Raw genomic sequence first — 12,783 nt, 5'->3', positions numbered from 1 at the left:
GCCGCGCCGTGCGGTACGGCGCGGCCGGCCCGGGCCGCGGTGCCCCGCACCGGTGTCCAGCTCTCGCCACCCCTCAGGCCAGGGAGCCCAGGTATGCGCCTGTCCGCCTCCGCACCGCCCCGCCGCACCACGACCCCCCTCTCCCTCGTCCTCGCCGCCGTGCTGCTGCTCGTCGGCGGGCTCCTGCTCGCCCTCCCCGACCGGGCCGACGCCGCCGACACCCTGATCTCCCAGGGCCGGCCGGCCACTTCGTCCTCCGTCGAGGACTCCTCCTTCGGACCGGAGAAGGCCTTCGACGGCGTCTCCACCACCCGCTGGGCCAGCACCGAGGGCGTCGACCCGCAGTGGATCCGGGTCGACCTCGGCCCCTCGGCGACCGTCTCCCGCGTCAAGCTCGTCTGGGAGGTCGCCCACGCCAAGGCGTACCGGGTCGAGATCTCCGCCGACGGCACCACCTGGACCCGGCTCGCCACCGAGACCGCCGGCAACGGCGGCACGGACGACTGGACCGGACTCGCCGGCACCGGCCGCTACCTGCGCGTGTACGGGACCGCCCGCGGCACCTCGTACGGCTACTCGCTCTGGACGGTGGAGGTCTACGGCACCACCGGCACCACGCCCCCGCCCACCGGAGCCTTCACCGTCGTCGCGGCCGGCGACATCGCCGCGCGGTGCACCGCCTCCAGCGGCTCCTGCGCCCACCCGAAGACGGCCGCGCTCGCCCGGCGCATCGACCCCGCCTTCTACCTGACGATGGGTGACAACCAGTACGACGACGCCCTGCTCTCCGACTTCCGGAACTACTACGACAAGAGCTGGGGCGCCTTCAAGGCCCTGACCCGGCCCGTCCCCGGCAACCACGAGACCTACGACCCGGCCGGGCCGCTCGCCGGATACAAGGCGTACTTCGGCGCGATCGCCTACCCGCAGGGCAAGCCGTACTACAGCTACGACCACGGCAACTGGCACTTCGTCGCCCTCGACTCCACCTCCTTCGACGACCCCGCGCAGATCCAGTGGCTCGAGGACGACCTCGCGCGGAACACCAAGGGCTGCGTCGCCGCCTACTTCCACCACCCGCTGTACTCCTCCGGCGGCCACGGCAACGACCCCGTCTCCCAGCCCGTCTGGAGGATCCTGTACGCCGCCGGAGCCGACCTCGTCCTGGGCGGCCACGACCACCACTACGAGCGCTTCGCCCCGCAGGACCCCGACGGGCGGGCCACCGCCGCCGGCATCGTCGAGATCGTCGGCGGCACGGGCGGCGCCGAGCCGTACGCCATCGAGACCGTCCAGCCGAACAGCCAGAAGCGGATCAGCGGCACCTACGGCGTGCTGAAGCTGGACCTCACCGACACCACCTACACCTGGCAGTACGTCGGCACCGACGACCAGGTCAAGGACTCCGCCCCGACCTACACCTGCCACTGATGTACCTCGCGACCACCGGTCGCCCGGACGCGCCGCCCGCCCCCTCGGGGGCCCGGCGGCGCGTCCCCGGCACCGTCCTCGCCCTCGGCACGGTCAGCCTGGTCACCGACGTCTCCTCGGAGATGGTGACCGCCGTCCTGCCGCTCTACCTGGTCCTCGGGCTCGGCCTCTCCCCGCTCCAGTTCGGGCTGCTCGACGGCCTGTCGACCGGCGCCACCGCCCTCGTGCGGCTCCTCGGCGGCGCCACCGCCGACCGCGGCGGGCGGCACAAGACGGTCGGCGGACTCGGCTACGCCCTCTCCGCCCTCTCCCGGCTCGGCCTGCTCCTGGCGGGCGGCGCGACCGGCTGGATCGCCGGCGCCCTCGCCGCCGACCGGCTCGGCAAGGGCGTCCGCACCGCCCCGCGCGACGCCCTCATCACCCTGCACAGCCCGCCCGAGGCCCTGGGCCGCGCCTTCGGCGTCCACCGCGCCATGGACACCACCGGCGCCCTCCTCGGCCCCCTGGCCGCCTTCGCCCTGCTGTGGGCGACGGCCGACGCGTACGACGCCGTCTTCGCCGTCAGCTTCTGCGCCGGCGCCTTCGGCGTCCTCCTCTGGCTCCTCCTCGTCCCCGGCCGCCCCCGCCCCACCGCCGCCGCGCGGCCGGTCGCCCCGCCGCCGCCACGCGCGCGTGGCGGGCTCCTCGCGGTGCCGCGCTCGCCCGGCTACCGGCGGATCGTCCTGTGCGCCGGGCTCCTCGGGGCCACCACCGTCGGCGACTCCTTCCTCTACCTGCTGCTCCAGCGGCGGCTCGACCTCGACGCCACCTGGTTCCCCGTCCTGCCGCTGGGCGCCGCCGCCGTCTTCCTGCTGCTCGCCGTTCCGGCCGGCCGGCTCGCCGACCGCCTCGGGCGGCGCGGCCCCCTGCTGTACGGGCACGGGGCCCTGCTCCTCGCCTACGGGCTGCTCCTGACCCCGCTGCCCGGCGCCGTGGTCCTGCCGGGGGTTCTCGTCCTGCTCGGGGCGTTCTACGCCGCGACCGACGGCGTCCTCATGGCCCTCACCGGCCCGTTCCTGACCGAGGGGCGGCAGGCGGGCGGCCTGGCCCTCGTCCAGACCGCGCAGGCGCTCGCCCGGCTCGGCGCCGCCGTCGCCTTCGGCGCCGTCTGGACCGCGAGCGGCCCCCGGGCCGCGCTCGTCACGGCCCTCGTCGCGCTCGCCGCCGCCGTCTGCTGCTCCGCGCGCCTGCTCCCCCGGGGCGCCGCGTCCCCCGCCGTCCCCGAGTCCACCGAGCTCCCCGAGTCCACCGAGCCCTCCGAGAGGACCGACTGACCGATGTCCGCCCCGACCGCCGTCTCCGCCCGCGCCCGCCTGGTGCTCCTCGTCCTCGCCGTCCTGCTGCTCGGCGGCGGCGCCACCGCCTACACCCTGTGGGCCGCCTCGGGCCGCGGGGCCGTGGCCACCGCCGCCGACCCCGGCTTCGCCCTCGACGGCGGGGCCGGCGCGCTCTACGCGCGGGACGCCGCGACCGGGCGCGTCGCCCGCGTGGACCCGGCCGCGCCCGGCGGCCGGGTCGCGGGCGGCCCGGCCTGCGACCGCTTCCACGCCGCCGGGGGCACCGCCCTCTGCCTGCGGCGCCGGCCGGGCGTCCCGGCCCGCTCGTACGCCCTCGTGCTCGACGACCGGCTGCGGGAGGTGCGCCGCATGGGCCTGCCCGGCATCCCCAGCCGGGCCCGGGTCTCCGCCTCGGGGAAGGTGCTCGCCTGGACGATGTTCGCGACCGGCGACTCCTACGCCCGCTCGTCGTTCTCCACCCGCACGTCCATCCTCGACCTGCGCACCGGCTACCTGGTGAAGAACATCGAGCAGATCCCGCTGACCCTCGGCGGACGCCGTCACCACGCCCCCGACGTCAACTACTGGGGCGTCAGCTTCGCCGCCGACGACAACCGCTTCTACGCCACCGTCTCCACGGGCGGCCGCACCCACCTCGTCGAGGGCGACCTGGCGCGGTGGTCCGCCCGCGCGCTGCGCGAGAACGTCGAGTGCCCGTCGCTCTCCCCCGACGGCACCCGGCTCGCGTTCAAGAAGCGGGTCTCCGACGGCCCGCGCGACCCGTGGCGGCTGTACGTGTACGACCTGGCCACCGACCGCGAACACCCGGTCGCCGAGCGGCGCGGCCTCGACGACCAGGCCCTGTGGACGGACGACCGCACCCTCGCCTACGGGCGCGGCGGAGGCGTCTGGTCGGTCCCCGCCGACGGCTCCGGCTCCCCCCGCCTCCTGGCCCGCGACGCCTCCTCCCCGTCCCTCGCGGCACGGCGCCGCTGACCGGCTAGCCGGCCGGGGGTTCGGGGGCGGCGAGGCGCAGCAGCAGCGCGGCCGCGATGTACCGCATCCTGCCGAGGTGGGTGCGCGGGTCGTAGCCCAGGGCGCGCGTCAGCGCCTCGTGGCGCGCCTGCACGGTGGAGTGGTGCATGCCCAGCTCGGCCGCGGCGGAGCGGATGCTGTCGGCCTCCACCAGGGTGAGGAGGATGCCGGCGGAGCGCCGGTCGAGGCGGGCGAGGGCCCGTACGTCCTCGTGCGGGTGGTCCGGGTCGTACGCCTGCGCGAGCATGAGCATGGCGCCGAGGTCCGTCGCGTCGACCACCGGCGTGGCGGCGTCCGTCAGCCGCAGCGCGACGACCGCCGCCTCCCAGGACTCGGGGGCCCGGTCGGCGCGCACCCAGGTGCCGTAGCCGGCCGGCCCCGGCGGGGCGAGCCCGCCGGAGGTGTCGAGCGTGGCCCGCAGGAGTCCGTAGCGGGTCGGCACGATCGCGGAGACCTCGCCCGCCTCGGCGGCGTCCGCCGGGGTGGCCAGGATCCGCACCCGCGCCGCCGGGGCGATCCGGCGCTTCGCGAGGAGCGTCACGCGCTCGGCGACCGGGCGGTCCGGGTCGACGACCGCGTCGAAGCCGCTCTCGGGACGCCGGCGGGCCTCCAGGAGTTCGACGCCGAGCGCGAGGCGCTCGACGATCATCTCGTCGACGGGGCCCGGCTCCCCTTCCCGCTCCAGCCACACCGCCCAGTCGGCGCGGGACCGGTGGGAGCCGCGCCGCCGGGGGCCGGCGGCGTCGGTGACCGGGTGTCCGTCGGGGTCGCGCCGGGTCGTCCGCCCCCGGACCTCGGCGCCCGCGACGGTCCCGGAGAGGACCGCCGCGCCGCGCAGGAGGCCGTCGAGTCCGACGCCCCTGGCGACGAGGACGTCGAAGTACGACACGATCCGCAGGGCCTCGCCCGCCTGCGGGTCGAGCTGGTTCAGCTTGCCGGCCAGCTGGTGCACCCGCGCTCCTTCGCGCCGTCTCCCCCTGGTCCGCCGAGGTCCGGAGCGGCGCCGTCTCAGGCTCCCAGCGTACGGGCCACCCAGGCGTCGCGCGCGGCCGTCATGGCGTGCGCGAGCGCGGTGTGCGGCGCGGTCAGGTCGAAGCCGTGGAAGCCGCCGGGCCAGATGTGGAGCTCGGCCTGCACGCCGGCGTGCCAGAGGGCGGTCGCGTAGGCGACGTCCTCGTCGCGGAAGACCTCGGCCGAGCCGCAGTCGACGAAGGCGGGCGGCAGTCCGGTGAGGTCGGTGGCGCGGGCGGGCGCGGCGTAGACCGATACGTCGTCCGTGCCGCGCCGGTCGCCGAGGAGGGCGGTCCAGCCCATGACGTTGCTGCCGCGGTCCCAGACGCCGACGCCGTCGTACTGGGCGGAGGAGACCGTACGGTCCCGGTCGTCGAGCATCGGGTAGATGAGGACCTGGCCGAGCAGGGCCGGGCCCTTGCGGTCGCGGGCGAGCAGCGTGACGCCCGCGGCGAGGCCGCCGCCGGCGCTCTGTCCGGCGATGATCAGCCGGTCGGGGTCCATGCCGAGCCCCCGGGCGTTCTCCGCCGTCCACACGAGACCGGCGTAGCAGTCCTCCACCGGGTACGGGTCGGGGAACTCGGGCGCGAGCCGGTACTCGACGGTGACGAGGACGGCGTCGTGCTCGACGACCCAGGGGAGGACCTGGACCAGGCCGGAGAAGCGGTTGCCGGAGACCATGCCGCCGCCGTGCGTGTGGTAGATGCCCGGCCCGTACCCCTGGTGGTCGCGGCGGGTGATCACCGAGACGGTGATGTCGTCGCCCAGGTGACCGGGGACGGCCAGGTCGCGCCGGACGAGGCCGTGCGCCGCGAGCGTCTCGTCGGTGACGTCCGACGGGGACGAGCGGCGCATGTCCTGGATCATCTCCGCGGTCAGGGTCGGCGGGATCTGGTCCGCGAGGGCCGTGAGGACGGCGTCGAGCTCCGGGTCGAACGGGGGGCGCGGAAGGGCGGTGGACATCGGTGCTCCTTGGTCTGTGACGTCGGTCCGGGGCGCCGGACCGTGGCGTGCCTTCATCGTCCGGCGCCGGGCGAGGCGCGCGGAACCGCCGGTCGCGGCGGTCTCGGACGGGGTTCCCCGCCATGCGCGCGCACGGCCCGCCGGTACGCGGGGCTCGCCGGCGCGCCGGTACGCGGGGCGCGCCGGTACGCGAGCCCGGCGCGCGGGGGCCGGTGCGCGGGGGCCGGCACACGGTCCCGCCGGAGGCCCCGCCGAACGGCGCGGTCCGGTGCGCACGGCCTCGACAGCCGTCCGCACCGGACCGTCCGGGGGGTGTTCAGGCGACCTTCAGGAGGGTCTTCCCGCCCAGGCCGGCGCGCAGGGAGTGCAGGGCGCCGACCACGTCCTCCAGCGGCAGCTCCCGCACCCAGCCGGTGGTGTCGTAGAACCCGTCGGCCATGGCCGCGATGACCGCGTCGAACTCCTCCGGCCGGTAGCCGACCGCGCCGACGATCTCCGTCTCGCCCATCATCAGGGAGGTGGGCTGGAACTCCATCGGGTGCTCGTGCAGGGAGGCGACCACCAGCCGCCCGCCCGGGACCAGGGCCGCCAGGCCGGAGCCGACCGCCGCCCCCGCGCCCGCGGCCTCCACCACGACGTCCACGCCCCGGCCGTCGGTGAGTTCGGCGACGGCGGCGGCGAGGTCCTCGTTCACCGGGTCGACGACCCGTGCGCCGAGCCCGGCCATGATCGCGCGGCGGTCCGCGCTCGGCTCGGAGACCAGGACCCGGTCCACCCCCTGGGCCCTGAGCGCGAACCAGGTGCCGATGCCGATCGGACCGGCGCCCGCGACGAGCGCCGTGCCGCCCGGTTCGACGCCGCTGCGCGCGACGGCGTGCCAGCCCACGGCCATCGGCTCGACGAGCGCGCCCGTCCGCAGGTCCACGCCGTCCGGCAGGACGTGCAGCTTCGACGCGTCGCACACGGTGAACTCCGCCAGGCCGCCGCCCTCCGCGTTCGACCCGAGCGAGCCCATCAGCCGGCAGGAGAAGCACAGCCCCTTGCGGCAGGCCGCGCACGTGCCGCAGGAGACCGCCAGCGGGTAGACGGCGCCCCGGTCGCCGACCTTCACGTCGTGCACGCCCTCGCCGACCTCGACGACGGTGCCGGAGAACTCGTGGCCGAGGACCTGCGGCAGGGTGGCGCCGGTCAGCGGGTGCGGCTCGTCCAGGCCGAAGGGCAGCGACTCCGGGTAGAAGTAGAAGTGGAGGTCCGAGCCGCAGATGCCGGCGTAGGCGTTGCGCAGCTTCACCTGCCCGGGACCGGGGGCGGGCTCCGGCACCTCCTCGATCCTGAGGTCCTCCCTGCCGTGGAACCGTGCTGCCTTCATGCCTCAACTCCTTCTCCGGGACGGCCGGACGCACCGGCCGCCACACCTGCGGCCACGGGCCGCCCGGTCGTGCGACCGGTGGCACCCACCGCATCCTCGGACGCCCCGCCCGCGCGGACCACCGCCACGTGCGGCGGGTTCCGGGGCCCCGCCCCGCCACGCGCGCGGCCGCCGCGCCCGGCCGGGCACCGCCCGAACCGCGGGCCGGAGGGCGGTGCCCGCGACGCGTCCGGCGCCCGGCGTCCGGTCCCCGCTCCGGGTCAGACGGTACGGGCCAGCAGCATGGTGCCCATCGCGAGCATGGTGGCGGCCACCAGGGTGTCCAGGACGCGCCAGGCGGCGGGGCGGGAGAGGACGCCGCCGAGGAGGCGGGCGCCGTAGCCGAGGCCGGCGAACCACGTCAGGCTGGCCAGCATCGCGCCGAGGCCGAAGACCCAGCGCAGCGAGCCGCGGTCGGCGGCGACGGAGCCGAGCAGCAGCACGGTGTCCAGGTAGACGTGCGGGTTGAGCCAGGTCATGGCCAGGCAGGTGAGCACCGCGGTGCGTACGGAGCCCGCCGCGGTTCCCTTCGTGGTGAGCGCCTCTCCGGCGGGGCGCAGGGCGCGGCGGGCGGCCAGGAGGCCGTAGCCGATCAGGAAGGCGCCGCCGGCCAGGCCGATCACGGTCAGTCCGGCGGGCCAGGCGGTGACGACGGCGCCGAGCCCGGCCACGCCGAGGGCGATGAGGAGCGCGTCGGAGACCGCGCAGATGCCGACCACCGCCAGGACGGCCTGCCGGCGCGCGCCCTGGCGCAGGACGAAGGCGTTCTGGGCGCCGATGGCGACGATGAGGGACAGGCCCGTGCCGAATCCGGCGACGGCCGCCGGGAGGATGCCGCTGTTCATGGCGTCGACGCTATGATCCGTCCCGGCCTTCAGTACAGCTAAAGATTCTTACGCGCCTTAAGCTGCGCTCATGGAAGAGTTGCCCTTCGACCAGGTCCGCACGCTGCTCGCCGTCATCGACGAGGGCACCTTCGACGCCGCCGCCGCGGCCCTGCACGTGACGCCCTCCGCCGTCAGCCAGCGCGTCAAGACGCTGGAGCGGCGCACCGGGCGGGTCCTGCTCACCCGCACCAAGCCGGTCCGGCCGACGGAGTCCGGCCAGGTGGTGGTGCGGTACGCGCGCCGGCTGGCCGCGCTGGAGCGGGACGCGCTGACGGATCTGGGCCTCGCGGGAGGGGCCGGTCCGACCCGGCTGCCCATCGCGGTGAACGCGGACTCCCTGGCCACCTGGTTCCTGCCGGCCCTGACCCGGGTGCCGCAGGACCCGCCGATCCGTTTCGAGCTGCACCGCGAGGACGAGGCGCACACCGCGGCCCTGCTGCGCGACGGGCAGGTGATGGCGGCGGTGACGTCCGCGGCGGAGCCGGTCGCGGGCTGCACCGCGCGCCCCCTGGGCCTGGCGCGGTACCTGCCGGTGGCGAGCCCGCCGTTCGCGGCCCGGCACCTGTCGGGCGGGCCGCTGGAGCGCCTCCTGCCGGAGGCGCCGGTGATCGTCTTCGACCGGCGCGACGAACTCCAGGACCGGTTCGTCCGCGCCCTCGTGTCCGGTGCCCCGGGCGCGAGCCGGTTCCGGCATTCCGTGCCCACCTCGGAGGGTTTCTGCGACGCCGTCACCGCCGGTCTCGGCTGGGGTCTGGTCCCCGAGCCCCAGGCCGGGCCCCTGCTCCGCTCCGGCGCCCTCGCCGAACTGGCACCGGGCCGGTGCGTGGACGTCCCCCTGTACTGGCAGCAGTGGAAGCTCGACGTCCCGGCCCTGGCCCTCGTGGCCCGCACCGTCGCCGCGGCCGCCGCCGACTCCCTGTACCCCCTGGAGCACCCCGCCCCGCGCCCGGGGCGGACCTGACGCCGGGAACGCCCGAGGGGCCGTTCCGGATTCCTCCGGAACGGCCCCTCGGTACTGCGACTCCTTCGAGTCGGGACGACAGGATTTGAACCTGCGACCCCTTGACCCCCAGTCAAGTGCGCTACCAAGCTGCGCCACGTCCCGATGCCCGTCTGACCTGGGGTTTCCCCCGGCCCGGCGTGCAAGAGAACCATACCGTACTTCCCCCGGTGGTCACGAACCGCTTTGCGGACGTCACGCCGGGCGGCGGTCCGGCGGCGGCTCCCGCCGGTGTCACGTGGCAGAAAGACGCCCTTGCGCGGAGGGGCCCAGCCGGACGGAGGGGCTCCAGATCGCGCAAAACATAGGCGGAAGTGATCGTCAAGGGCATCTGTTTCGGACAAACACGGAGGCGATATTGATCCCTCACAGAAAGATCAACACCATGAAGTGGTCGGCCTGTTCGGGACGGGACCACTGCCGATGTTCCACCTGCTCGGACCCCGCCGAGCAGGCGCTTCGCAGGGAGGGACTCGCATGGACAGTTACTTCAGCAGCCGACTCCATCATCAGCTCAGGGAGACGGTCCGCGACTTCGCGGAGCGGGAGGTGAGGCCCCGCATAGCGGAGATGGAGTCCTCCCGGACGGTCCACCACGAGCTGTCCCGGCTCATCGCCGCGCAGGGCTGGCTGGGCGCGACGATCAGCCCCGAGTACGGCGGCATGGGCGCGGGACACCTGGCCAAGACGATCATCATCGAGGAGCTGTCCCGGGTCAGCGGCGCCATGGGCGCCATGGTCCAGGCCTCCCAGCTGGGCACCGCCAAGATCGTCCACTTCGGCTCCGACGCCCAGCGCAAGACCTGGCTGCCTCGGGTCGCCTCGGGCGAGTGCCTGCCGACGATCGCGGTGACCGAGCCGGAGTCCGGCGGGCACGTGCTGGGCATGGAGGCGAGCGCGGTCCGGGACGGCGACGACTACGTCCTGAACGGCAGCAAGGTCTACGTCGGCAACAGCCACGTGGGCGACCTGCACGGCGTCGTGGTGCGGACCGGCCCCGGTTCGAAGGGGCTCACCGCCTTCCTGGTCGAGGCCGACCGGCCCGGTTTCCGGCTGGGGCCGCAGCAGCCCGCCATGGGTCTGCACGGCTTCAGCTTCGGCGAGCTGATCTTCGAGGACTGCCGGGTGCCGGCCGCCAACCGGCTGGGCGACGAGGGCGACGGCCTCGCCGTCGCGTACTCCTCCAGCGTGCTCTACGGGCGGGCCAACCTCACCGCCGTCTCGCTCGGCATCCACCAGGCGATCCTGGAGGAGACCACCCGCTTCGCCACCGAGCGGATCCGGTACGGCGAGCCGCTCTCCGAACTGCCCACGGTCAAGCTCAAGCTGGGCCAGATGCAGTCGCGGCTGATGACCGCCCGGCTCGCCGCGTACCACGCGGTGCACCTGCTCGACCGGGGGCTCTCCTGCGACACCGAGCTGATGAACGCGAAGCTGGTGAACGTCGAGTCGGCCATCGACTCGGGCCGCAACGCCATGGAGATCCACGCCGCCGCCGGCCTCTTCACCGACCGGCCCGTCGAGCGCTACCTCCGCGACGCGCACCACATCTTCGCCCCGGCCGGCACCTCCGACGTCCAGCTCCTCCGGCTGGGCGAGGTCGCCCTCGGCCAGGGCAAGGGCAGTTGGTCGGAGCGGCTCTCCGAGGTGGTCCGCACCCCGGCGCCGGAGCCCGTCCACGCCTGACGGCAGCCGTGAGGGCCCGTACGGCGGGTGCCGTACGGGCCCTCACGGCCGCGCGGACGCGGGTCAGAACACGCCGTCCTCGCGGCGGTGGATCTGCTCGACCAGCTCCGCCGCCATCGCCTTGATGGTCTCCAGGCCGGACCGGCCCCACGGCCGGACGTCGGTGTCGACCACGCAGATCGTGCCGAGCGCCACGCCCGTGCGGTCGATCAGCGGCGCGCCCATGTACGAGCGGATGCCGATCTCGTCCACGACCGGGTTGCCGGCGAAGCGCGGGTAGTCGCAGACGTCCTCCAGGACGAGCGCCTTGCGCCGGACGACCACGTGCGGGCAGTAGCCGTGGTCCCGGGCCATGAACCGGCCGACGCCGCCCGCGCCGGCCGCGGTCGCGCCGAGGTCGCTGCCCGCGTGCGAGCCGCCCGGGGTGTGCAGACCGGCGAAGAACTGCCGGTTCTCGTCGATGAAGTTGACCATCGAGTAGGGCGCGCCGGTCATCTCGGCGAGCCGGTGGGCGAACTCGTCGAAGGCCGGGTCCGGCCGCTCCCCGAGGCCGAGTTCGCGCAGCCGCCGGACCCGGTCCGGGGCCTCCTTGTCGATGGGGGTCAGGAGGAGGTGACCCGTCGGGTCGTAGGTCATGGGGTGGCTCCGAAGCTCGGCTCGCTGGCCGGGGTCGAGTTGAGGAGGTGCTGGACGAGGGTCAGGAGCGTGCTGATGCCGGAGCTGGAGATCCGGGCGTCGCACAGGACGATCGGCACCGCGGGGTCGAGGTCGAGCGCCTGCCGGATCTCGTCGTGGTCGTAGCGGAAGGCGCCGTCGAACTCGTTGACCGCCACCACGAAGGCCATGCCGCGGCGCTCGAAGAAGTCGATGGCGGAGAAGCAGTCCTGGAGGCGCCGGGTGTCGGCGAGGACGACCGCGCCGAGCGCCCCTTCGGAGAGCTCGTCCCACATGAACCAGAACCGCTCCTGGCCGGGGGTGCCGAAGAGGTAGAGGACGTTGCGGTCGTCGAGGGTGATCCGGCCGAAGTCCATGGCCACGGTGGTGGTGGACTTGTTCTCCACCCCCTCCAGGCTGTCGGTGGCGGCGCTGACCGAGGTCAGCAGCTCCTCCGTGCTGAGCGGTTCGATCTCGCTGACCGCGCCGACGAAGGTCGTCTTGCCCACGCCGAAACCGCCCGCCACCAGGATCTTCAGCGCGGCGGGGAAGGGGTCGGCGGGAAAACCGTCATGGCGTTCAGAGCCGCTGTCGTAGGCCATCGAGCACTGCCTCCAGCAAGGAACGGTCGGATGGATTGGCGTGGAAGCGCGGGGCGCGCGCGGTGAGGGCCCCGCAGTCCACGAGGTCGGAGAGGAGGACCTTGGTGACGACGGCGGGGAGCCTTAAGTGCGCCGCTATCTCGGCGACCGAGGTGGGCCCGTCGCACAGCCGGAGGGCCAGGCTGTGCTCGGGGCCCATGTGGGGCTGCGGGGCGGAGCCGGTCGCCATCACCAGGGAGAGCAGGTCGAGCGAGGCGGTGGGCCGGGTCCGTCCGCCGCTCACGGTGTAGGGACGGATCAGCCGGCCGGCCGCGTCGTCGAGCCAGGGCCCTTCCTGCGGGGGAGACGCGTTCACTGACCGGCGCCGCCCGCCGCCGCTGCCGCCTGCCGGGCGGGCGTCACCAGGTACGGGCGGACGCTCTTGACCAGCATCGCCATCTCGTAGCCGAGGACGGCGGCGTCGGCCTCGCGACCGGCGAGGACGGCCAGGCAGGTGCCGGAGCCCGCGGTGGAGACGAAGAGCAGGGTGGAGTCGAGCTCCACGACGACCTGGCGGACCTCTCCGCCGTCGCCGAACCGGACGCCGGCGCTGCGGCCGAGCGAGTAGAGCCCGGAGGCGAGGGCCGCCATGTGGTCGGCCGCGTCCGGGTCGAGCCCGTGGACGGATTTCACCAGACCGTCGGAGGAGAGCAGGACCGCGCTGCGGGTGTAGGGGACCCGCTGGACCAGACCGCTCAGCAGCCAGTCGAGATCCGAGGAATGGCCGGTCGGCACATTGCTCGCCATTGTG

13 protein-coding genes and 1 tRNA gene are annotated in these 12,783 nt (G+C 74.7%); 5 read left to right on the top strand and 9 right to left on the bottom strand.

The features are described 5' to 3' along the window. The first annotated feature begins 93 nt into the window (after positions 1-93). Genes AB0E83_RS04440 through AB0E83_RS04430 form a run of 3 tightly spaced genes read left to right on the top strand, consistent with a single transcriptional unit; the run spans position 94 to position 3,743 of the window. On the top strand, positions 94-1,431 hold the full coding sequence (locus AB0E83_RS04440) for a discoidin domain-containing protein (RefSeq protein ID WP_362105683.1): 1,338 nt from the start codon (positions 94-96) through the stop codon (positions 1,429-1,431). Next, positions 1,431-2,744 carry an MFS transporter gene (locus AB0E83_RS04435; protein WP_362105680.1) on the top strand — a complete coding sequence of 438 codons (1,314 nt, stop codon included), beginning with the start codon at positions 1,431-1,433 and terminating at the stop codon, positions 2,742-2,744. Before AB0E83_RS04440 ends, AB0E83_RS04435 begins: the two co-directional genes overlap by 1 nt. Positions 2,745-2,747: 3 nt before the next feature. Continuing rightward, positions 2,748-3,743 (top strand): hypothetical protein, encoded by a 996-nt coding sequence (locus AB0E83_RS04430; RefSeq protein WP_362105677.1) that lies wholly within the window; start codon positions 2,748-2,750, stop codon positions 3,741-3,743. 4 nt (positions 3,744-3,747) lie between these two features. Here AB0E83_RS04430 and AB0E83_RS04425 read toward each other — a convergent pair whose 3' ends face one another. The 4 genes from AB0E83_RS04425 to AB0E83_RS04410 form a co-directional block, all read right to left on the bottom strand. Further along, on the bottom strand, positions 3,748-4,734 hold the full coding sequence (locus AB0E83_RS04425) for a hypothetical protein (RefSeq protein WP_362105674.1): 987 nt from the start codon (positions 4,732-4,734) through the stop codon (positions 3,748-3,750). A gap of 56 nt (positions 4,735-4,790) precedes the next feature. Beyond that, the gene (locus AB0E83_RS04420; protein WP_362105671.1) at positions 4,791-5,756 is read right to left on the bottom strand and encodes an alpha/beta hydrolase; all 966 of its coding nucleotides are present in this window, start codon (positions 5,754-5,756) and stop codon (positions 4,791-4,793) included. A gap of 316 nt (positions 5,757-6,072) precedes the next feature. Continuing rightward, positions 6,073-7,125: an alcohol dehydrogenase catalytic domain-containing protein gene (locus tag AB0E83_RS04415; protein ID WP_362105668.1), complete on the bottom strand. Its 1,053-nt coding sequence runs from the start codon at positions 7,123-7,125 to the stop codon at positions 6,073-6,075. Positions 7,126-7,385: 260 nt separating this feature from the next. Continuing rightward, entirely contained in the window at positions 7,386-8,009 is a 624-nt protein-coding gene (locus tag AB0E83_RS04410) for a LysE/ArgO family amino acid transporter (protein ID WP_362105667.1), read from the bottom strand. A gap of 70 nt (positions 8,010-8,079) precedes the next feature. On the opposite strand from AB0E83_RS04410, the gene AB0E83_RS04405 reads away from it, so the two are divergent. Beyond that, on the top strand, positions 8,080-9,012 hold the full coding sequence (locus tag AB0E83_RS04405) for a LysR family transcriptional regulator ArgP (RefSeq protein WP_362105665.1): 933 nt from the start codon (positions 8,080-8,082) through the stop codon (positions 9,010-9,012). A 70-nt stretch (positions 9,013-9,082) separates the two neighbouring features. Here the strand turns inward: AB0E83_RS04405 and AB0E83_RS04400 are convergent. Continuing rightward, positions 9,083-9,156: transfer RNA gene (locus tag AB0E83_RS04400), tRNA-Pro, on the bottom strand. 372 nt (positions 9,157-9,528) lie between these two features. Here AB0E83_RS04400 and AB0E83_RS04395 point away from each other — a divergent pair. Next, on the top strand, positions 9,529-10,737 hold the full coding sequence (locus AB0E83_RS04395; protein WP_362105663.1) for an acyl-CoA dehydrogenase family protein: 1,209 nt from the start codon (positions 9,529-9,531) through the stop codon (positions 10,735-10,737). A gap of 63 nt (positions 10,738-10,800) precedes the next feature. Here the strand turns inward: AB0E83_RS04395 and AB0E83_RS04390 are convergent, their stop codons facing one another. From AB0E83_RS04390 to AB0E83_RS04375, 4 genes are read right to left on the bottom strand one after another with little or no spacing between them, the layout of a single operon-like run. After that, positions 10,801-11,373 carry a GAF domain-containing protein gene (locus AB0E83_RS04390; protein ID WP_362105661.1) on the bottom strand — a complete coding sequence of 191 codons (573 nt, stop codon included), beginning with the start codon at positions 11,371-11,373 and terminating at the stop codon, positions 10,801-10,803. Beyond that, entirely contained in the window at positions 11,370-11,993 is a 624-nt protein-coding gene (locus AB0E83_RS04385) for an ATP/GTP-binding protein (RefSeq protein WP_362105658.1), read from the bottom strand. The genes AB0E83_RS04390 and AB0E83_RS04385 overlap by 4 nt, the downstream gene beginning before the upstream one ends. Next, positions 11,971-12,348, bottom strand: a complete 378-nt coding sequence (locus AB0E83_RS04380) for a DUF742 domain-containing protein (protein ID WP_362105655.1) — start codon at positions 12,346-12,348, stop codon at positions 11,971-11,973. The genes AB0E83_RS04385 and AB0E83_RS04380 overlap by 23 nt, the downstream gene beginning before the upstream one ends. Beyond that, a complete protein-coding gene (locus AB0E83_RS04375) occupies positions 12,345-12,779 on the bottom strand; it encodes a roadblock/LC7 domain-containing protein (RefSeq protein ID WP_351105369.1) in 435 nt (144 codons plus the stop codon). Before AB0E83_RS04375 ends, AB0E83_RS04380 begins: the two co-directional genes overlap by 4 nt. Between the last annotated feature and the right edge of the window lie 4 nt (positions 12,780-12,783).

Origin of the sequence: Streptomyces sp. NPDC035033 (assembly GCF_040636735.1) — a bacterium.
Classification (GTDB): Bacteria; Actinomycetota; Actinomycetes; order Streptomycetales; family Streptomycetaceae; genus Streptomyces.
Note: the sequence above shows the minus strand (reverse complement) of the source record. Positions and strands in the feature narration are given on the sequence as shown.